Annotated in this window: 17 protein-coding genes, 1 pseudogene and 1 riboswitch; of the genes and pseudogenes, 13 read left to right on the top strand and 5 right to left on the bottom strand. The window is 42.7% G+C overall.

Translation table 11 applies throughout. The features are described from left to right. Positions 1-149 precede the first annotated feature (149 nt). The 4 genes from SSIN_RS03025 (at position 150) to SSIN_RS03010 (ending at position 5,268) form a co-directional block, all read left to right on the top strand. Positions 150-1,694, top strand: coding sequence for a peptide chain release factor 3 (locus SSIN_RS03025; RefSeq protein WP_037615586.1), 1,545 nt, complete (start codon positions 150-152; stop codon positions 1,692-1,694). A gap of 372 nt (positions 1,695-2,066) precedes the next feature. Continuing rightward, positions 2,067-2,975, top strand: a complete 909-nt coding sequence (locus SSIN_RS03020; protein ID WP_037615584.1) for a magnesium transporter CorA family protein — start codon at positions 2,067-2,069, stop codon at positions 2,973-2,975. A gap of 188 nt (positions 2,976-3,163) precedes the next feature. Beyond that, positions 3,164-4,057: an ABC transporter ATP-binding protein gene (locus SSIN_RS03015; RefSeq protein WP_037615582.1), complete on the top strand. Its 894-nt coding sequence runs from the start codon at positions 3,164-3,166 to the stop codon at positions 4,055-4,057. Beyond that, complete coding sequence (locus SSIN_RS03010) at positions 4,054-5,268, top strand: ABC transporter permease (RefSeq protein ID WP_037615580.1); 1,215 nt, start codon at positions 4,054-4,056, stop codon at positions 5,266-5,268. The genes SSIN_RS03015 and SSIN_RS03010 overlap by 4 nt, the downstream gene beginning before the upstream one ends. A gap of 296 nt (positions 5,269-5,564) precedes the next feature. On the opposite strand, the gene SSIN_RS03000 is transcribed toward SSIN_RS03010, so the two are convergent. From SSIN_RS03000 to trkA, 3 genes are all read right to left on the bottom strand, one after another. After that, positions 5,565-6,032: a GNAT family N-acetyltransferase gene (locus SSIN_RS03000; protein ID WP_037615574.1), complete on the bottom strand. Its 468-nt coding sequence runs from the start codon at positions 6,030-6,032 to the stop codon at positions 5,565-5,567. A gap of 160 nt (positions 6,033-6,192) precedes the next feature. Then, entirely contained in the window at positions 6,193-7,632 is a 1,440-nt protein-coding gene (locus tag SSIN_RS02995) for a TrkH family potassium uptake protein (RefSeq protein WP_037615571.1), read from the bottom strand. Positions 7,633-7,636: 4 nt separating this feature from the next. Next, on the bottom strand, positions 7,637-8,986 hold the full coding sequence (gene trkA / locus SSIN_RS02990; RefSeq protein ID WP_037615568.1) for a Trk system potassium transporter TrkA: 1,350 nt from the start codon (positions 8,984-8,986) through the stop codon (positions 7,637-7,639). A gap of 361 nt (positions 8,987-9,347) precedes the next feature. Between trkA and SSIN_RS02985 the strand changes: the two genes are divergently transcribed. The 8 genes and pseudogenes from SSIN_RS02985 to SSIN_RS02950 all read left to right on the top strand — a co-directional run bounded on the left by SSIN_RS02985 (position 9,348) and on the right by SSIN_RS02950 (position 15,822). Beyond that, positions 9,348-9,857, top strand: coding sequence for a tRNA (cytidine(34)-2'-O)-methyltransferase (locus SSIN_RS02985; protein WP_037615565.1), 510 nt, complete (start codon positions 9,348-9,350; stop codon positions 9,855-9,857). 82 nt (positions 9,858-9,939) lie between these two features. Further along, positions 9,940-10,158: riboswitch (FMN riboswitch) on the top strand. A gap of 146 nt (positions 10,159-10,304) precedes the next feature. After that, positions 10,305-10,862 carry an ECF transporter S component gene (locus SSIN_RS02980; RefSeq protein WP_037615562.1) on the top strand — a complete coding sequence of 186 codons (558 nt, stop codon included), beginning with the start codon at positions 10,305-10,307 and terminating at the stop codon, positions 10,860-10,862. After that, positions 10,852-11,502 (top strand): phosphatase PAP2 family protein, encoded by a 651-nt coding sequence (locus tag SSIN_RS02975; protein WP_037615560.1) that lies wholly within the window; start codon positions 10,852-10,854, stop codon positions 11,500-11,502. The genes SSIN_RS02980 and SSIN_RS02975 overlap by 11 nt, the downstream gene beginning before the upstream one ends. A 93-nt stretch (positions 11,503-11,595) precedes the next feature. Beyond that, positions 11,596-11,903, top strand: a pseudogene (locus tag SSIN_RS02970) (MGMT family protein). A gap of 59 nt (positions 11,904-11,962) precedes the next feature. Beyond that, on the top strand, positions 11,963-12,910 hold the full coding sequence (gene mnmL / locus SSIN_RS02965; protein WP_037615557.1) for a tRNA modification radical SAM protein MnmL/YtqA: 948 nt from the start codon (positions 11,963-11,965) through the stop codon (positions 12,908-12,910). Continuing rightward, positions 12,904-13,452, top strand: coding sequence for a tRNA 5-(aminomethyl)-2-thiouridylate-methyltransferase MnmM (gene mnmM / locus SSIN_RS02960; RefSeq protein ID WP_037615549.1), 549 nt, complete (start codon positions 12,904-12,906; stop codon positions 13,450-13,452). The genes mnmL and mnmM overlap by 7 nt, the downstream gene beginning before the upstream one ends. Before the next feature lie 48 nt (positions 13,453-13,500). Beyond that, on the top strand, positions 13,501-13,755 hold the full coding sequence (locus SSIN_RS02955; RefSeq protein WP_037615547.1) for a hypothetical protein: 255 nt from the start codon (positions 13,501-13,503) through the stop codon (positions 13,753-13,755). A 12-nt stretch (positions 13,756-13,767) separates the two neighbouring features. Continuing rightward, positions 13,768-15,822, top strand: a complete 2,055-nt coding sequence (locus SSIN_RS02950; RefSeq protein WP_037615546.1) for a cation:proton antiporter — start codon at positions 13,768-13,770, stop codon at positions 15,820-15,822. A gap of 116 nt (positions 15,823-15,938) precedes the next feature. Here the strand turns inward: SSIN_RS02950 and SSIN_RS02945 are convergent, their stop codons facing one another. Both SSIN_RS02945 and SSIN_RS02940 read right to left on the bottom strand, forming a co-directional pair. Further along, entirely contained in the window at positions 15,939-17,480 is a 1,542-nt protein-coding gene (locus SSIN_RS02945; protein ID WP_037615543.1) for a beta-carotene 15,15'-monooxygenase, read from the bottom strand. Then, positions 17,477-18,271 carry an ABC transporter ATP-binding protein gene (locus SSIN_RS02940; protein ID WP_037615541.1) on the bottom strand — a complete coding sequence of 265 codons (795 nt, stop codon included), beginning with the start codon at positions 18,269-18,271 and terminating at the stop codon, positions 17,477-17,479. The genes SSIN_RS02945 and SSIN_RS02940 overlap by 4 nt, the downstream gene beginning before the upstream one ends. Positions 18,272-18,345: 74 nt before the next feature. On the opposite strand from SSIN_RS02940, the gene SSIN_RS02935 reads away from it, so the two are divergent. Continuing rightward, complete coding sequence (locus SSIN_RS02935; RefSeq protein WP_037615539.1) at positions 18,346-19,470, top strand: AI-2E family transporter; 1,125 nt, start codon at positions 18,346-18,348, stop codon at positions 19,468-19,470. Positions 19,471-19,619 lie beyond the last annotated feature (149 nt).

The raw sequence follows: 19,619 nt of genomic DNA, 5'->3' as shown, positions 1-19,619 counted from the left end.
AGGGCGATTTTTATCTTTTCTATATCATTGAAAAATAGCGCTAAATCCGCTATAATAGGTAGGTTGAAAGGATTGGAATACTCCGATGTAAAATATAAAAAGTTCTACTAACATTCACCATTATCCTAAAATGAAAGAAAGAGAAGAAGATGACTTTACAAGAAGAAATTAAGAAACGCCGAACCTTTGCCATTATCTCCCACCCGGACGCGGGGAAGACGACCATTACGGAGCAGTTGCTCTACTTCGGGGGCGAGATTCGTGAGGCTGGGACAGTCAAGGGGAAAAAGACTGGTAATTTTGCCAAATCTGACTGGATGGATATTGAGAAGCAGCGGGGGATTTCTGTGACTTCCTCTGTTATGCAGTTTGACTACGATGGCAAGCGGGTTAATATCTTAGATACGCCGGGGCACGAGGACTTCTCAGAAGATACTTACCGGACCTTGATGGCGGTGGATGCTGCGGTCATGGTTGTTGACTCTGCCAAGGGTATTGAGGCTCAGACCAAGAAGCTCTTTGAGGTTGTCAAGCACCGTGGAATTCCAGTCTTCACTTTTATGAACAAGCTGGACCGTGACGGTCGCGAGCCCTTGGACTTGTTGGAAGAACTGGAAGAGATTTTGGGTATTGCCAGCTACCCGATGAATTGGCCGATTGGGATGGGGAAGAGCTTTGAAGGACTTTATGACCTCTACAATGAGCGGCTGGAGCTTTATAAGGGCGAGGAGCGCTTTGCAACCCTGGCAGAAGGCGACCAGCTGTTTGCTTCCAATCCTTTCTATGAGCAAGTCAAAGAAGATATTGAGCTCTTGAGCGAAGCTGGAAATGAATTCTCGGAAGAAGCAATTTTGGCTGGCAAGCTGACACCTGTTTTCTTTGGCTCAGCCCTGACCAACTTTGGCGTGCAGACGTTTCTGGAAACCTTCCTCAAGTTTGCTCCTGAACCGCATGGCCACAAGAAGACAGACGGTGAGGAAGTCGAGCCGCTCAGCCCAGACTTTTCAGGTTTTGTCTTTAAAATTCAGGCCAATATGGATCCGCGCCACCGCGACCGTATCGCCTTTGTCCGTATCGTTTCTGGCGAGTTCGAGCGAGGTATGAGTGTCAATCTGCCTCGCACTGGAAAAACGGCCAAGCTGTCTAATGTCACCCAGTTTATGGCCGAGAGTCGGGAAAATGTGACCAATGCCGTGGCTGGTGATATTATCGGGGTTTACGATACTGGAACTTATCAGGTTGGTGATACCCTGACTGTGGGCAAGAATAAGTTTGAATTTGAGCCTCTGCCAACCTTTACTCCTGAAATCTTTATGAAGGTTTCAGCTAAGAATGTCATGAAACAAAAATCCTTCCATAAGGGGATTGAACAGCTGGTGCAAGAGGGGGCCATTCAGCTTTACACCAATTACCAGACGGGCGAGTACATGCTGGGCGCTGTCGGTCAGCTTCAGTTTGAGGTCTTCAAGCACCGTATGGAAAATGAATACAATGCTGAAGTGGTCATGAATCCTATGGGCAAAAAGACTGTCCGTTGGATTTCACCAGATGACCTGGACGAGCGCATGTCTTCTAGCCGGAACATCCTAGCCAAAGACCGCTTTGACCAGCCTGTCTTCCTCTTTGAAAATGACTTCGCCCTGCGCTGGTTTGCGGACAAGTATCCGGATGTGAAGTTAGAAGAGAAGATGTGATTAAGATGCAGAGCCCGTTAGAAAGGCGAGAAGAAAATAGGAAAATTGACGAAGGAACCAGAGTTCCTATAAGATTTTATCTTTTTCTCGATGCTTTTAGGGCGTGTTCAGTTTAGCTTGTTCCTTTCCGAGGATTTAGTCCGAACTTAATTAGAGAAGATGTAACACAGCAAGTTTACTTGATTGCAGAGCAATCTAAGTAGGCTACGGCAACTCCTATGTGATTTTTCTAGCTGCCTTACACTTATGTTTAGAAAATAATATCGATTTACTTGGTTTCTTGTCGTGACATAAGATATTTGACTATGAACTTATGGGGGGAGCTAGGCATTAGCTACTAGACAATTATTCTACATCCCAGAAAGGAGCTCCATGTTTCTGGAAAGAAAACTAAAAGACCAATCTGTCTGGATTAACATTGACGCAGATGATATCGAAAAGAATGAACAGATTTATCAGGATTATAATATCGACCTTGAAACTATCGAGTATGCGCTGGATAAAAATGAGCGGGCTCACATGGACTACAACCGTGAGAATGGAACGGTTCTTTTCATCTATAATGTGTTGAATTTGGCGACAGAAAAAGATTATTACGAAACCTTGCCCATGACCTTTATTGTCCAAAGCAATCGTCTGATTACGATTAGTAATGAGGACAATGCCTATGTGGTCGATATGATGAAGGCCTACACGGAGCATCATGAGCCAGTGTCGGTCTATAAGTTCCTTTTTGCTAGTCTGGAGTTGATTTCTAATTCTTACTATCCAGTCATTGAGCAGCTGGACAAGCGTAAGGATGAGATTAACCGGATTTTGCGTCAGAAAACTACCAAAAAGCACCTGTTTTCCCTCTCGGACTTAGAAACCTCCATGGTCTATCTGGTGGCAGCAGCCAAGCAAAACAACATGCTTTTGGAGCACATCAAGAGTCATGCCGTTTATCGTGGCTTTGATGAACTAGAAACCGAGCAATTTGAGGATGCTATGATTGAGGCACGTCAGCTGGTTTCAATGACGGATTTGATTGCTCAGGTTCTTAGCCAGCTTTCGGGCTCCTACAATAATATCCTGAACAACAATCTGAATGATAATTTGACTGTCTTGACCATTATTTCGGTCCTTCTAGCAGTTTTAGCCGTTATCACCGGCTTCTTTGGTATGAATGTCCCCCTGCCTTGGGCAACGGACAAGAATGCCTGGCTTTACATTGTCACCATCAGTATTATTCTTTGGGCTCTATTGACCAAGCTCCTCAAATGGGTGGTCAATAAAGAATAATTTATAAAATACGATTAACGAATGAGGTGTTTTAGCTTCATTCGTTTTTTTGCGGCGTTAGCTGGAGTGTTTTTCCATATTTTATTTATTCAAAACCTAGAAGATTTTTTTTGTAAAGTAGGACAAAAAGATGAAAAACTGCTTTCAAAGTAGTATAATAATCTTATTATCATACTAGGAGGTTTTATATGCTTCATGTAGAAAAACTAGAAAAAAGTTTTGGGCAAAAGCAAGTTCTGTTCGGTATTGATTTTGAAGCCAAGTCGGGGCATATCCTTGGTTTGATTGGGAAAAACGGTGCTGGGAAAACAACGATTTTTCACAGTATTTTGCGCTTCCTAGACTATACTGGGGAGATTCGTTTCGAAGGGCAGGCGATCAAGCAGGATACTTATAGCAGGATTGGCTATCTGCCTGAAGAGAGAAGCCTGATGCCTAAGCTGACAGTCTTTGAGCAAGTGCGCTATCTGGCAAATCTAAAGGGAGTGCCGACAGCCGTTGTCAAAGAAAAACTGCCTCAATGGATGGAAAAGCTACAGGTCAAGGGCAAATTAACCGACAAAATCAAGAGTTTGTCCAAGGGGAACCAGCAAAAGGTTCAGCTGATTATCACGCTCCTGCATGAGCCAGACTTGATCATCTTAGATGAGCCTTTCAGCGGTCTGGATCCTGTCAATACTGAAATCCTGAAGGAAGTCATTGTTGAGGAGAAAAAGCGCGGAGCGACGATTATCTTCTCGGATCATGTCATGACAAATGTGGAAGAGCTGTGTGATGATGTCTTGATGATTCGTGACGGGCAAGTGGTTCTCAATGGCGATGTACAGGCAGTCCGTAACCAATATGGCAAGACTCGTCTTTTCGTCTCAAGTGACCTGTCTCAGGCTGAATTAGAAGCCCTGCCTCATGTTGTCAAAGTGACGCAGACCAAGCAAGGAATCTGGAAATTGATTCTAGATGATGAAACAGCTGGTCCTGAATTGTTTGATCGCTTGACTCAGGGAAGCTATGTGGCAACTTTCGATCAGCAGGCACCGACAATTGATGAAATTTTCAAATTAGAATCAGGGGTGGAAGTATGAAACAAATGTTAATCGTAATCAAAGAAACCTACCTGCGTCATGTCAAGTCTTGGAGTTTTGTCTTTATGGTCTTGTCTCCTTTTCTCTTTCTTGGGCTGAGCTTGGGGATCGGTTATCTTCAGGGAAGCTCTATGGCTTCCTCTCAAAAGGTAGCAGTCCTGACCCAGCTTGATTCTGTCAGAGAAGTGTTAAGAGCTGAAGAACAGCTGAGTTTTCATTACAAAGATGAAGCCGCAGCTAAACAGGCTGTAAAAGATAAGAAAATCGCGGGCTATCTGACGATTGAGGAAAGAGATGGACAGCTTTCTGCTACCTACTATGCAGAAACCAGCATGAATGCTGCTACGAAAATGGCTCTGTCCAATTCCCTTATTCAGGTCCAGCAGGCTTTAAACTTGGCTCAGGCCCATTTATCAGATGAGCAGAGTCAGATTCTTGCGCGGACAGTCCAGTTTGAAGAAAAAATCGATGAAAATAAAGAAAGTAAGAAGATGGTTCAGACCTTTGCTGCAATAGGACTGGGCTTCCTGCTCTATATGATTTTGATTACTTATGCCAGCGTTACTGCTCAAGATGTGGCCAGTGAAAAAGGCACAAAAATCATGGAAGTCATCTTCTCCAGCATTAAGGCAACAGATTATTTCTATGCCCGTATGATTGGGATTTTTGCAGTGATTCTTAGCCATCTAGGTATTTATGTCCTTGGTGGATTGGCAGCCTTTCTCTTTGCGGACAGGATTCCTCTTGTATCCCAAGTCTTGAAGAGTAATCCAGCCATTCAGCAGTATATCGGAGAAGCTGTGTCTTTGAATACCCTAGCTTTTGTAGCTGTCAGCATCTTTATGTATGTCGTTTTGTCGGCCTTTCTTGGTTCGATGGTGGCGCGAGCAGAAGATACAGGAAAAGTCCTTTCGCCGGTTATCATGCTGATTTTAGTTGGCTTCATGGGAGTTTCAGCTTTGGGGGCAGCAGGAGATAATGTGATTTTGAAGGTTGGTTCTTATCTTCCTTTCATCTCAACCTTTTTCATGCCTTTCCGAGCTATCAATGGTTATGCGACGAGCTTGGAATCTTGGATTTCTCTAGGAATTACAGCTGCTTTTGCGATTATCATGACAGTCTTCATCGCGCGGATTTACTCAAGCCTTGTCTTGCAGACGGATGACTTGGGAGCTTGGAAGACCTTCAAACGGGCTTTAAAATATAAATAAATCACAACTTCACTGGAGTCATCTGGTGAAGTTTTTAGATTATTCTTATTTGGTTCGGCAGTTTCATTCACAACTGTAAAGCTTCATTGGAGTTTGGGTTTAGTTAGTAATCGTTTTTGATGCTAAAAAAGACTGAGCAGGCTCAATCTTTTGTTTCTAATAACTATCTCAAGAGAAGTTTTGCTAATGTACTCGACAGAGAGGGGTTCATAGTCTTATTTAATGATCAGGCAATCAACAGCATCCAAGATTTGTTGGCGACTGACAATTTGTTTTTCTTCCACATTGCTCATGCTTTAAAGGATTTTTTCTAAAATAGTTTCTTGTGGCTTGAGTCCTTGTCGCTCGTAAAAGCGCACTGCGCCGTCGTTATCATTCCAGACGTTAAGAGTTAGATTATAGCAGCCGATTTCTCTGGCATACTTTTCAGCAAAGTCAAAAAGCTGCTCACCGATTTTTTGGCCACGAGCTTGCTCATCTACACAAAGATCCTCAATGAAAAGGGTTTTGACTGGATTGAGAACGGGGCTGGTGGTTTCTTTGATGGAGCAGAAGAGATGGCCTAAAAGTCTGCCCTCTTCATTTTCATAAACGAAAATAGGTGTATGCTCTTGCGCCATCAGTCTTTCCAGTTCTTCATCGGTAAATTTTCTTCCTTTGTCCTTGAAAATATCTGGCCTCACCTGATGGTGGACCAGCAGAATTTGCTGGAGGAAACGGTTTAATACAGGAATATCTTGAGGAGTTGCTTGACGAATAGGCATTTGGATCTCCTTTATATGATGGTGGCTAGCTACTGTTGTCAATAGTCCATAATCATCTTTGCTTATTATTAGCCTACAAATCGAAATAGGGCAGAAAAACGAACAAATGCAGTTTGGAAATTGCTCCAAATTAAAATTCGTTCGTTTCAGATCTTTTATATTATCTCTTTGACCAAGTCTTTGGTAAAAAGAGCAGAAGGATTGGATAGATTTCTAAACGTCCTGCAATCATGGCAAGAGAAAATAGGACTTTAGAAAATGGGCTGTAGATAGAGAAACTATCAGTCGTTCCAATCATGGGACCGATATTATTAATGCAACTTAGCACCGCGCTTACAACAGTCATAAAATTATTATTGTCCATACTGATAATGAAAATCAAGCTAACTATAATCAAAATATAAACTGCTAAATATTTCAGCACCTTGTGTTGAGTGTCTTTGTCCACAACAGTTCCATTGACATGCATCGTTAGGACCCGATTTGATGAAAGAGTGGAGAGAATTTGATTCTTGGCGATACGAGCGATGATAATCCCTCGAATAAGCTTGAAACCACCGGCAGTTGACCCAGCCGATCCTCCGAGGCACATAAGAATAAGGAGGATGACTTGAGCAAAAAGTGGCCATTCAACAGTATCGCCATAACCAAAACCAGTTGTAGTAATGATATTCGATACTTGGAAGAAAGAGATCTCCACGCTCTTAGCAAATCCATCATAGAGATGGGCGATATTAAAGGCAATCAAGGCTGTTGAAAGAAAGACAATCCAGAGATAGTTTCGCAGTTCTTCATCGCTAAAACAGGTCTTGAATTTGCGGATTAGGAGGTAGTAATAGAGGTTGAAATTGACACCGAATGTCAGCACTCCAAAGCTAACCAGATAAGTAATAAGCGAGCTATTGTAATGTGCTATTCCATCGTTGTAGACGGTAAAACCTCCGGTACCAGCGGTTCCCATAGCAATCACTAGACTATCATAGAGTGGCATGCCTGCCAGATAATATAGCACAGCAAAGAGAGCAAAGAGGGCCAGATAGATGATATAGAGAATCTGCGCAGTATTTTTCAATTTGGAAACGACTTTTCCGAAAACTGGACCTGGCACCTCGGCTTTCATGACTTCCAGATGGCCGTTCTTGGCATTGTCCATAATGGCTAGGGCAAAGACCAGCACCCCCATTCCTCCAATCAGATGGGTAAAGCTGCGCCAAAAGAGCAGAGAATGAGAAAGAACAGAAACGTCATTTAAGATAGTAGCTCCGGTTGTTGTAAAGCCTGAGCTGACTTCAAAGAAAGCATCAATGATATTGGGAATCTGACCAGAAAAAACAAAGGGCAAGGCGCCAAAGAAGGACCAGAGAATCCAGCAGAGGGCAACAATCAGCACACCTTCCTTAGCATAAATATGGACATCTTTGGGCTTAAAGCAGCTGCCCAGACCTCCCAAAGCCAATAAAATAGCCATGGTGGAGCCGATTGCGATAAAAATATGCAAGGGCTCACGGTAAATAAGTGCAACGATGGTCGGGACAATCAAGAGCGCGGCCTCAATTAACAATAATTTTGAGAGTAGATAGCGAATCATAGACTTGTTCATGGAACTACCCCTCTAGTAAATCATAGATTTTGGTAATATTGTGAATCAAGGTTGTTACGATAATCTTATCACCGACTTGAAGAGAGTCATCTCCAGTTGGGAAGATTGCTTTTCCTTGACGAATAATGGCAGCAATCAAGATACCTTTTTTCAATTTAAGCTGAGCTAGGGGACGACCGGTCATCTTATTTTCTTCCTTGATTTGGAATTGCAATGTCTCGATTTGGCCATTAGCCACATGGTGCAGAGCTTCAAGGCTTGAAAATTGAGCATTGTAACGTCCGCGGATAAAGTGCATAATAGCATCTACAGCGATTCCCTTTGGAGTAACGATACTTGCAAAATCTTGCTTGTCAATAATTTCTAGGAGACTGGTCCGATTGACTTTGGTGATATTTTTTTGGACACCAAGATTGTTTAAGAACATGGATGTAATGATATTTTCTTCATCGACCCCAGTTAGAGTAGCTACAGCATCATAATTAGTGGCACTTTCTTCCAGCAGAATATCCTTAGCAGTACCATCTCCATGGACGACATAAACTTCAGGAAATTCCTGACTGAAAAATTCAGCACGTTCACGGTTAGTTTCGATAACCTTAAGGTCAATTTTACTATTTTTGAGGATGCTGAGAAGATAGTAGGCAATTTTTCCTGCACCAATAATCATCAGACTTTTTACGACTCTTGGACGGACTTGATTGTGGAAAAGCATGATTTCGAGGCGATTTCCAGTGACAAAGATCTTATCATTTACCTGAAGGGTGAAGTCGCCATCTGGAATCATCAGCTTGTCATCTCTTTCAATAGCACAGACGATGATATTGCCAAATTTTTTTCTAAAATGTGAGATGTTCATATGACAGAGATGGCTGTCATCTTTAATTTTGAACTCCATGAGTGCAACTCGCCCGTTAGCAAAGTTTTCTACAGAAAGAGCGTTTGGAAAATCAATGATATTAGCAATGTAGCGAGCAGCCAGAAGCTCAGGGTTCACCACAAGAGAGAAACCTAAGATATTTTTCTCCTTGAAGTAGATGTTTGAGTATTCTGGATTCCGTACGCGGACAATCGTTTCTTTTGCCCCCATTTTCTTGGCTAGTACAGCAGCTACCATGTTTACTTCATCATATTCTGTTATAGAAATAAAGATGTCACAATGCTCCACATCAGCTTGCTCCAACATTTTGAAGTTGGCGCCATTTCCGACAATACCAATAATATCATAGCGTTTAGTGATATGGTTCAAAACGGCTTCGTTTTGTTCAATTAAGACGACATCGTGTTTTTCAGCAACTAAAGAGCGACAAAGAGCCGTTCCGACCTTTCCGCCTCCAACTACTATAATTTTCATGAGATACCTCCCGAATATGTATCTATCATACCCTTTTTTCGTGAAAATTTCATCTATAAATTGGATAATTCCAGATTTTCCTGCTCTTTCATTTGTTTTCTTCATAATTTTGCCAATAAGTAGCTAGTTTCTGTAACATGCCATGCTTTAGCAAAATTTGCTAAAGTGTAAAAAAATATAATTTTTCAAGTCTTTTTTGTTGACTTGTAAAAAGAAAGTGATATACTAAGGAAGTACCTTCATTGATTTACCTCAAACCTGTTGTGATGTAAGTTAATGATGCCTTAACCACGCTGTTTGCTGAGCTTGACTCCGGGCAGTGTGGCTATTTTTTTATTCTAATGAAAATCAGGAAAGAATCATGTCTCACCAAAATCATATCGTCCTCTTTGAACCACAAATTCCACAGAACACAGGCAATATTGCCCGTACTTGTGCAGCGACTAATTCGCCGCTTCATATCATCAAACCCATGGGCTTTCCTATTGACGACCGCAAGATGAAGCGGGCGGGGCTGGATTATTGGGATAAGCTGGACATCACCTACTATGAGAGTCTGGACGAATTTATGGAGCAGATGGATGGGCGACTTTATTTGATTTCCAAATTTGCAGAGAAGGTTTACTCGGAGGAGAACTTTGCAGCAGAAGAACCGCACTATTTTATGTTTGGCCGTGAGGATAAAGGCTTGCCAGAGGTATTTATGCGTCGCCACCCAGAAAAGGCTCTGCGTATTCCCATGAATGACCAGCATGTCCGTAGCCTCAATGTATCGAATGCTGTCTGCATGATGGTTTATGAAGCTTTGCGTCAGCAGGACTTTGCTGGATTGAATTTGGTGCATGAATATGAAGTGGATAAGCTGAAATAAAATCCGACTGTAGGACAATTGAAACTATTTCGATTACATCAGATAAAAAGCTTGCTCTGGCAGGCTTTTTTTGTTATGATAAGAATGTCTTCAGGGCAGGGTGAGATTCCCGACCGGCGGTAAATTTGACTAGCTATTTTAGCTTTCTCGTCGTTGTCTTGTCTCGATATACTTTAAGTATTATCTTCGACTGCGACGCCTAGATAAATCTAAAATATCTTAGCCAAATAAGTCCGCGAGCGCAAGCTGATGTGGTGCGATTCCACAACCGACAGTATAGTCTGGATGGGAGAAGACGAAAGGCGTTAAGTGCCGGACCGATTGGTCGTTTTAATCTTATTTTAAGGGGCATTTTATATACTCTTATAAATTATGAAAGGATTTTTTCGGGTCTGGTATTAACAGCCTTCCAGCTTCTCTAATTTTTATAAATTGGAGGAACCTGTTATGACAAATACGCGCAAAATGGCGACAGTAGCGGTTTTAGCTGCGCTGTCTTTCCTGCTCATGTTCTATCAAATCCCTTTGATAGCCGAGTTTTTAAAATTGGATTTTTCGATTATTCCGATTTTGTTAGCCTTGGTTCTCTTGGATTTTAAGAGCTCTGTAGCAGTCCTGCTTATTCGCTCTGTTTTAAAGTTGGCCTTAAATGGTCATGGAGTGGAAACCTTAATTGGTATGCCGATAAATATTGCGGCTATTCTGGTCTTTGTCATCTTCTTTGCTCTTTTCTGGGAGAAGAAAAGAGATCTGACGAGCTATTTGCTGGCATCATTCCTGGGAACTTTGGGTCTGACTGCAAGTATGCTTGTACTGAATGCTTTTTATGCTATTCCGCTTTATGCTCGCTTTGCAAACTTTGATATCGGTCAGGTTTTTGGTGTAGGTAAATATCTGTTGACCATGATTGTCCCCTTTAACCTGTTAGAAGGAGTGATTTGGGCGGTGGCTTTCTGGCTGATTTACACGCTTTTGACGCCCGTTCTAAAACGCTATGAAAAATAAACAATCTTATCTAACAAAGGGCTCTTTTGCCCTTTTACTTTTCGTCATATTAGGCTACATAGTCAAGTTTTATCCTGAGCAGCTGGTGGGCTTTGATAGCCCGATTCAAACTTGGCTGCGGGGGGACTTGCCCGCCTTTTTGACGACATTTTTCAAACTGGTCACCAGTTTAATTGACCCGTTGGGGATTATAATCTGGGTTTCAGCTCTTTCCCTGTTTTTCCTTTATAAAAAATGGAAGCTGGAAGCTGCCTTGCTAGCGGGAAATCTAATCTTACATGGGATTTTGATTAAGCTGATTAAACTGGTTTACCAAAGAAGCCGGCCGAGTCTTTCGCATTTGGTCGAAGAGGGCGGTTACTCTTTCCCGAGCGGACATTCTATGGCGACAGCTATTGTGGTGGGGAGTTTGATTATTATCGTCCAGCAACGGATGCAAAATCAACACATCAAGCGTCTGGTACAGGGCTTGCTCTTGCTCTTTATCTTGACCATTATGGCATCCAGAGTCTATTTGGGAGTGCACTATCCAACTGATGTTATCGGAGGTGTCTTGATGGGCTTTGCCATTCTCAATATCGAATTTCCCTTTTACGACAAGCTGCGCTTTCAATGGCGTTTCAAAGGAAAGCAGAAATAAATATAGATGAGAAAGGTTGGCTTTGCCAGCCTTTTTGTCTTGACAAAAAAAGTTGGATTTTTTAAGATAGGAGCAAGTGAGATGAGGAGGTGATTGTCCGTTTTGAATGCTGAAATCCTCAAGTCGGTTTTAGTTCTTGTGGATGAGATTCCTGCTGGGCGCGTGGCGACCTATGGCCAGATTGCTCGCTTGATTGGGCGCCCCCAAAATGCCCGCTTGGTGGGAAAGATTCTCAGTCAGTCCGAGCTTTATGGTGGCAAGCATCCTTGCTATCGGGTGGTCAATGCAACAGGGGTCTCGCACCTGGCTGGGAAGACCAGAGACACTTGCTTTGGGCAGAGGGAGTGGATCTCAAGGCTAATGGCTGTGTGGACCTTAAGCATTATCAGTGGGAGCGATGATTTCCTTCTTTCTTGGCGAAAGAGGAAATTTTTGTTTCTAGACTCCTTTTTGTGGTAGAATGGAAGGTATGAAATCTTACAATTCTTTGAATGATTATTATCGAAAACTTTTTGGAGAGAAGACTTTTAAGGTGCCTATTGATGCGGGCTTTGACTGTCCCAATCGAGATGGGACGGTGGCACATGGAGGCTGTACTTTCTGTACCGTTTCGGGCTCTGGTGATGCCATTGTGGCGCCTGATGCGCCCATTCGCGAGCAATTCTATAAGGAAATTGACTTTATGCACCGCAAGTGGCCGGATGTTCGCAAGTATCTGGTTTATTTCCAGAACTTCACCAATACACATGAGAAGCTTGATGTTATCCGCGAACGCTATGAGCAAGCCATTAACGAGCCAGGCGTCGTTGGACTCAATATCGGGACTCGGCCAGACTGTTTGCCGGACGAGACTATTGCTTACTTGGCTGACCTGTCTGAGCGCATGCATGTGACCGTAGAGTTGGGGCTTCAGACTACCTATGAGGAGACCTCGGACCTCATCAATCGTGCCCATTCTTATGAGCTCTATGTGGAGACGGTCCAGCGCATCCGCAAGCTTGCTCCCAAGGCAGAGATTGTCTCCCACTTGATTAACGGCCTGCCGGGAGAGACCCATGACATGATGTTGGAGAATGTCCGCCGCTGTGTGACGGATAATGACATTCAGGGGATTAAGCTCCACTTGCTTCACTTGATGACCAATACCCGTATGCAGCGGGATTACCATGAGGGGCGATTGCAGCTGCTCAGTCAGGAGGAATATGTCTCTATCATCTGTGATCAGCTAGAGATTATCCCTAAGCATATTGTCATTCACCGTATCACGGGCGATGCCCCGCGGGATATGTTGATTGGTCCTATGTGGAGCCTCAATAAATGGGAAGTTCTCAATGCCATTGAGACAGAAATGTGTCGCCGTGGCAGCAAGCAAGGCTGTAAAGCAAAGGAGCAGAAATTCGTATGTTAAGACCCTTACAGATGGCGCATGCATTTTTGGCGGAAGTCGTGACCAAGGAAGATGTCGTTGTGGATGCTACCATGGGTAATGGGCATGACACCCTCTTTCTAGCTAAGTTGGCCAAGCAAGTCTATGCTTTTGACATTCAGGAGCAGGCTGTGGAGAAGACTCGGCAGCGCTTGGCAGAAGCTGGCTTGGACAATGCCCAGCTAATCTTGGCAGGCCATGAGACTCTGGACCAATACATAGACCATTTCAAGGCTGCTATTTTTAATCTTGGCTACCTGCCTTCAGCGGACAAGTCTGTCATTACACGACCCGATACGACTCTGGAAGCTTTGGAAAAGGTTTGTCGAGGCTTGGAAAAAGGTGGCCGCGCAGCTATCATGATTTACTATGGGCATGATGGTGGAGAAGTTGAAAAAGATGCGGTGCTAGACTTCGTCAGTCAGCTGCCCCAGCAGGACTTCACCGTTGCCCTCTACAAGACCATCAATCAGATTAACAATCCGCCTTTCTTGGTCATGATTGAGAAATTAAAAGAAAAATAAGGTTTCCAAAGTTGTTAAAAACTTTCTGAGGAATCATTTGGAGAAAAAATGGACAAGCAATATTTGCATGAAAAATTGGCTGGATTACGAAACAAATACGTCGAGTCTGCCAACGAAGAAACGACTGCTGGCTTTTTAGATGAAGCCAAGATGAATAAAAAAATGCTGCGAATCAAGAAAAAATTGGTGAATTTAGAAATGGAGCGCTGCCAAAAGATGATTGAGCACCGCGACCTATCCAAAATTGATCAAAAGATTTCGGCGCAAAAAGAATTGTTTAAAGAGTGCTGCCAGCAAAGATAAAGGAGGTTCAAAGTGGAAATCCTTCTCTACACGATTGTTTTTTTGCTCCTGTTGGTTGTATCTAATGTGACCAATCGTATCCTGCCTCAGCTACCGTTGCCCTTAGTGCAGATAGTGCTGGGAATTTCGCTTGGTTTTCTCCTTCCTCAGGAGAAATTTCACTTGGATACAGAGCTGTTTTTGGCCTTGGTGATCGGGCCATTGCTCTTTCGGGAGGCTGAAGAAAGTAACATTACTAGTATTCTCAAGCATTGGAGAATCATTTTATATTTGATTTTTCCGGTTATTTTTATTTCAACCGTGAGTTTGGGTTATCTTGCCCATGTCCTTTGGGGAGCCTTGCCCTTGGCAGCCTGTGTCGCCGTAGGAGCAGCTCTGGGGCCGACAGACTTGGTTGCCTTTGCTTCTCTCTCAGAGCGTTTTTCCTTCCCCAAGCGGGTGCAAAATATCCTGAAAGGGGAGGGCTTGCTCAATGATGCTTCTGGTCTGGTAGCTTTCCGTGTAGCCCTTCTGGCTTGGGCGACAGGGACTTTTTCTCTAGAGAAAGCCAGTGTTTCATTGTTCCTCTCTATCATCGGTGGTTTTGCTGTCGGGATGGTCAGCGCAGCCCTCAATCGTTGGCTGCATAAGCTCTTGATGAGTGCACGAGTGTCAGATATTGCCAGTGAGCTCTTGCTAGAGTTGAGCCTGCCCTTAGTTACCTTCTTTTTAGCAGAGGAAATCCATGTTTCAGGGATTATCGCAGTAGTCGTCGCTGGTATCTTTAAGGCCAGCCGTTTCAAGCGGATTACGCTTTTGGAAGCGCAGGTGGATTCGGTCACGGAAACCATCTGGAACACAGTGAATTTTATGCTCAACGGCTCGGTCTTTATCATTTTAGGGATGGAGCTGGAAATGATTTCAGAGCCAATCTTAAAGAGCCCAATTTACGATAATCTCTTGCTGCTAGTGAGTATTGTTCTTCTGACTTTCCTGCTCTTTGCCCTTCGTTTTGTCATGTTGTTCACTTTTTACTTTATTCGAATCAGAAGGCTACATAAGAGCTTAGGAAACTACCTGAAGGAAATGCTGCTACTCACTTTTTCAGGTGTCAAAGGAACGGTATCCATTGCAACCATTCTCTTGATACCGACCAAGCTGGAGCAGGATTACCCTTTGTTGCTTTTCTTGGTTGCAGGTGTCACCCTTCTCAGCTTTTTGACAGGCTTGGTGGCTCTTCCTCGTCTAGCTGAAGCGAGAGAAGAGGAAGCAGAGCACCTGATGCACATTGCTATTTTGAATGAAGTGGTAGAACAGCTGGAAGCGGAACTTAAGCAAACCAAGGCTAAGGCGCCTCTCTATGCCGCCATCGACAATTACCATGGCCGGATTGAAAATCTGATTCTTGAGCAGGAAGATAAGGCCACTCAGCAAGATTGGGCTTCTCTAAAATTACTGATTTTGAGTATCGAAAATGATGGTCTGGAGCAAGCTTTTGAGGAAGGGAAAATTAGCGATCGCAGTTATCACCTTTATCAGCGCTATCTACAAAACATAGAGCAGGGCATTAACCGAAATCTAGCTTCGCGCTTCACCTATACGTTTCTGGTGACGCTGCGCCTGCTGCGTATGCTTCTTCATGAGATTGTAACCCTTGGAGTTAGGTTGCGAGCCTGGAATCAAAGAGGTGCCAAGCGTCTGACTGCTACGGATATTGAAGAAATAGCAGAGCTTTACTTGTCCAATACCGAAGTCATTATTGAAAGTTTGGAACATCTAAAAGGCATCTACAAATCCTCTCTGATTACTTTTTTGCAGGATTCTCGGTTGCGTGAAACGGAGATTATCGGAAGCGGTGCTTTTATTGAGCGAGTCATTACGCGTATCAAACCCAATAACATTTCTGAAATGATGTGGGGCTACTATCTGGAAAGAAAAACAATCTTTGAATACGAAGAAAAGAAATTAATCTCAGCAAGCTATGCCAAACGCCTGCGTCAAAATGTCAACAATCTAGAAAATTATTCGCTTAAAGAAAGAGCCAATACCCTGCCCTATGACATGGTCAACTATGCCAGAGGGCACTAGCAGAGCTAGAAGACAAACCGAATGGCTCTATGAATGCAAACGATTCAATCAGAATGCGAAATGAAAAATCACTTGAAAATTGACTGCTATTAGTCGATTGTTTCAAGTGATTTTTCTTATTTTCGTTTTATTGGTAACCAATGTGCGTAATTTTCAGTCAGCCAGGTCAGACTTTCTGCCACTGTAGGCAGTAGAAGTAAGACATAGATATAGACATACTGGCTTTTTGTTTCCCAAAAGAAATGAAAAAGTCCACCGCCCAAGAGAAAGATGAAAGGATAGAGGTCAAAAGGCGTTAGCTTTTCCTCGGCGACGAAAAATTTATGCAGGATAAAGAAACAGGAGAGCAGATAGATGCTGGCTAGCAGAATTAAGAGCAGGAAATTAACAATCTGATAACCTTTTCTCTCCTCATAAATGCTGCGCAAGATAGTCGGCCTCATATATTGCTGGCGTTCAATCTGCGGTCCAGTCCAGATGGACTGGAAAGTTGGCTCTGTCCAGGTAGATTTAACTTTTTCGTAGAAGAACTTGAGTGCATAGTCTGGATGTTTGGAAAAGTTCAGCAAAAGATCTTTCAAATCCTGAGTTGCCATGGCAGTTGCTTTTTTTTCATCGTACTTGTTGCGTTTGAGAATTTTAGTATTATAAGCATCATACCAGCCACCCAGAGTTTGACGATTGGGATCATCTCTCAGACCCATGGTAATATAGGCAATCTTAGGAGTTCCAACACCAATTTCCTGTCCGATTAGGTTTTCATAGTAGGTATTCAAAGCCTTATTTGAAAAGACAATCCCAGTGATAATCAGCAGAATAGCCAGCGGTTTTTTCCAAGACCATTTGTAGAAAATGGAGAGGAGATAGATTCCAAGCAGCATGATAGCAAAGATAATATAATTATTTCGCAGAAGACAGGCTAAGCTGATACTGGCTGCACCGAGAAGGAGGTAGAGCAGATTGCCATTTTGCTCCAATTTGATAAAGGCATAAAGACTAAGCAGACAAAAGAACAGGCCTGGGATAGTCCCATAAATAAAAAGTACGAAAAAAAGTTGGGGCAGGAAAAGGAAGGTCAGCAAGATTGTGTATTTTTGAATAATTTCCTTGCGATTGAGCAAAGCTGCAATCTTATAGATTAGAAAATTACTGAGCAAGCTCCAGATGACATTCATGCCAAAGGCAAACCGAGTTGTCGGGGAGATATAAGCATAGAGGCGCTCTAAGGTCATCAGCCCCAGCTGATGTGGATTGCGGTACATATAGCTACCGACGGTCGTAAGCGAGCTGTAATCGCCCTGATTGAAGGCTAGAGCTGCATTAAAGACATGTTTGGCATCTGCTCGAATAATGCCGCTGTAGGAGGTGATGAGAAAGAATGCTGCTGCGATATAGAGCAGGCTCAATCCGACTAAAAGGTAGGGAATCTTTATCTTCTCCAAAAGCGGTCGAAGTCCGAAGAGCGCGAAAAGAAAGAGAATAAGAAGGGGATAGAAGTACCAAGGATTAGTGACGAATTTGACGCCTTCTGCAATATGCAGCGGAATATAGGTATGAGAAATCAAAATCTGCCCGGACAGGAAAAGGAGGGCGATGGCTGTCATCGTCAAGACGAGAAAATAGCCTAAATTAAAAAGGATATTTGTAAATTGCTTCATGAAATATTACCTTCTACTTTCACAAAACAGCGTCCCTCACCTAGATCAATTAATTGAACTGGCTGTGGATAAAAGCGATTCAGTATTTCTTTTGTCAAAATCTCTTCTTTGGCTCCTTGAGCAATGATTTCTCCATCTTTTAAGAGTAGGACATGATCCATCACAGAGGTGATTTCCTCGGCATGGTGGGTCACATAGAGAATGGTGGGAGCTTGCTCTAGCCGAGCAATATTCTCAATCTGCTGCAAGAGTCGTTCGCGGGCAAATAAATCCAGACCACTGGTCGCTTCGTCTAAAATCAAGAGGTCGGGTGTTTCCATCAAGCTACGAGCGATTAAGAGCAGCTGTTTTTCACCCTGCGACAGACTGGCATAATCTCTGCCGATCAGCTCCTGTTCCCCGATAGAAAGCAGCATTTCTCGAGCTTCATTCAGCTCAGCTTCTCCATATTGGCGGTAGAGGATGCTGCTTTTGTATTTGCCGGTCAGGACAATCTCTTCCGCCAGCATCCGACTGGGCAGGCGTTCAGCGATAAAAGAGCCGACAACTCCGATTTTAGTTCTCAGTTCAGGAATGTCTCCTTGTCCGAATGTGGTGCCCAGAACCGTCAGTTCCCCCTCGGTTTTCCAATGTTCGGCCATGAGCAAACGCAGCAGGGTGGATTTACCAGAGCCATTCAATCCCAAAATAGCCCAATTTTCTCCTTTTTTCACCTGCCAATTCAGATCTTTTAAAATTGTTTGACCATTCTTAACTAGCCAAACCTTTTCCATGCTGATAATGTTTTCCATTTTTATTCTTTCTTTTGTAAAATCCCCTCTATTTTATCATAAATTATGGTAAAATAACTGAGAGGAGAGTATAAATGTTTCATAAAAGTAAGTTAATGTTTTGGACTAGTGAGGTTTTACTGCTGACGATTATCTTCTTTATCTGGCGCCAGATGGGAGACATGATTACGCCAGTAGTAAGTGTTATCAATACCATCTTAATCCCCTTTCTTGTGGGGGGCTTCCTCTATTATATCACGAATCCTCTGGTAACATTTTTAGAAAAAAAGTTAAAAATTAAGCGTATTTTTGGAATTTTGATCACTTTGTTCCTGCTGTTTGGCTTATTGACGATTGGTGTCATCTACCTTTTGCCAATTTTGATTAATCAGCTGAGCAGTCTGATTAATTCGACTCAGGGCCTCTATTGGGAAATTCAGAGCTTTGTTAATCAATTATCCAAGAATCCTTTATTCAAGAGTTTAAATATTCAATCTACCATTCAGCAACTCAATCTGTCCTATGTGGATATTCTGCAAAATATTTTAAATGGTGTAACCAATAGTCTGGGCAGTGTGGTATCTGCAGTCGTTAATACCATTATGATTTTAATTATGACGCCGATTTTCTTGGTTTATTTCCTCGTGGATGGTCAGAAATTGCTGCCGATGCTGGAGCGGACAGTTCTCAAGCGGGATAAGCTCAATATTTCCAAACTGTTAACTAATCTGAACGCCACGGTGGCTCGCTACATCAGTGGGATTTCGATTGATGCGCTGCTGATTGGAACTCTGGCCTTTATTGGCTACAGTGTGATTGGTCTCAAGTATGCTTTGGTCTTTGCGATTTTCTCAGCTTTGGCCAATTTAATTCCTTATGTAGGACCAAGTATCGGCTTGATTCCCATGCTGATTACCTACGCCTTTACTGATCCGCAGAAAATGCTGGTTGCACTGATTTATATGCTTATTGTCCAGCAGATTGACGGGAATATCCTTTATCCGCGGATTGTCGGCGGCGTTATGAAGGTTCACCCTATTACGATTATGGTTCTTTTGCTCTTGTCCAGCAATATTTATGGTATTATGGGCATGATTGTGGCCATTCCGACTTATTCAATCCTAAAAGAAATCGTAAAATTCTTGGCTAATCTTTACGATAATCACAAGGAAGCACAGCTGCAAAAGAAAAATGAGGAATTTGGTATTATAAAAAAATAGGAGAAGGCGAGTCCTCTTCTATTTTTTTTCTTGCATTTTTTATAACATAAAATTGTATATTTATGCTAAAATAGTGATAATAGCATAAAGGAGGCATTCTATGTAAAAAGTCAAGAATAATTTTTTAAAATATCAATTATTTTTTACAG

The sequence above is a fragment of the Streptococcus sinensis genome, from assembly GCF_000767835.1.
Classification (GTDB): domain Bacteria; phylum Bacillota; class Bacilli; order Lactobacillales; family Streptococcaceae; genus Streptococcus; species Streptococcus sinensis.
Note: the sequence above shows the minus strand (reverse complement) of the source record. Positions and strands in the feature narration are given on the sequence as shown.

Coding starts and splice junctions, on each gene's coding strand:
- SSIN_RS03025 (WP_037615586.1), top strand. CDS start 150: ATGACTTTACAAGAAGAAATTAAGAAACGCCGAACCTTTGCCATTATC.
- SSIN_RS03020 (WP_037615584.1), top strand. CDS start 2,067: ATGTTTCTGGAAAGAAAACTAAAAGACCAATCTGTCTGGATTAACATT.
- SSIN_RS03015 (WP_037615582.1), top strand. CDS start 3,164: ATGCTTCATGTAGAAAAACTAGAAAAAAGTTTTGGGCAAAAGCAAGTT.
- SSIN_RS03010 (WP_037615580.1), top strand. CDS start 4,054: ATGAAACAAATGTTAATCGTAATCAAAGAAACCTACCTGCGTCATGTC.
- SSIN_RS03000 (WP_037615574.1), bottom strand. CDS start 6,032: ATGCCTATTCGTCAAGCAACTCCTCAAGATATTCCTGTATTAAACCGT.
- SSIN_RS02995 (WP_037615571.1), bottom strand. CDS start 7,632: ATGAACAAGTCTATGATTCGCTATCTACTCTCAAAATTATTGTTAATT.
- trkA (WP_037615568.1), bottom strand. CDS start 8,986: ATGAAAATTATAGTAGTTGGAGGCGGAAAGGTCGGAACGGCTCTTTGT.
- SSIN_RS02985 (WP_037615565.1), top strand. CDS start 9,348: ATGTCTCACCAAAATCATATCGTCCTCTTTGAACCACAAATTCCACAG.
- SSIN_RS02980 (WP_037615562.1), top strand. CDS start 10,305: ATGACAAATACGCGCAAAATGGCGACAGTAGCGGTTTTAGCTGCGCTG.
- SSIN_RS02975 (WP_037615560.1), top strand. CDS start 10,852: ATGAAAAATAAACAATCTTATCTAACAAAGGGCTCTTTTGCCCTTTTA.
- mnmL (WP_037615557.1), top strand. CDS start 11,963: ATGGAAGGTATGAAATCTTACAATTCTTTGAATGATTATTATCGAAAA.
- mnmM (WP_037615549.1), top strand. CDS start 12,904: ATGTTAAGACCCTTACAGATGGCGCATGCATTTTTGGCGGAAGTCGTG.
- SSIN_RS02955 (WP_037615547.1), top strand. CDS start 13,501: ATGGACAAGCAATATTTGCATGAAAAATTGGCTGGATTACGAAACAAA.
- SSIN_RS02945 (WP_037615543.1), bottom strand. CDS start 17,480: ATGAAGCAATTTACAAATATCCTTTTTAATTTAGGCTATTTTCTCGTC.
- SSIN_RS02940 (WP_037615541.1), bottom strand. CDS start 18,271: ATGGAAAACATTATCAGCATGGAAAAGGTTTGGCTAGTTAAGAATGGT.
- SSIN_RS02935 (WP_037615539.1), top strand. CDS start 18,346: ATGTTTCATAAAAGTAAGTTAATGTTTTGGACTAGTGAGGTTTTACTG.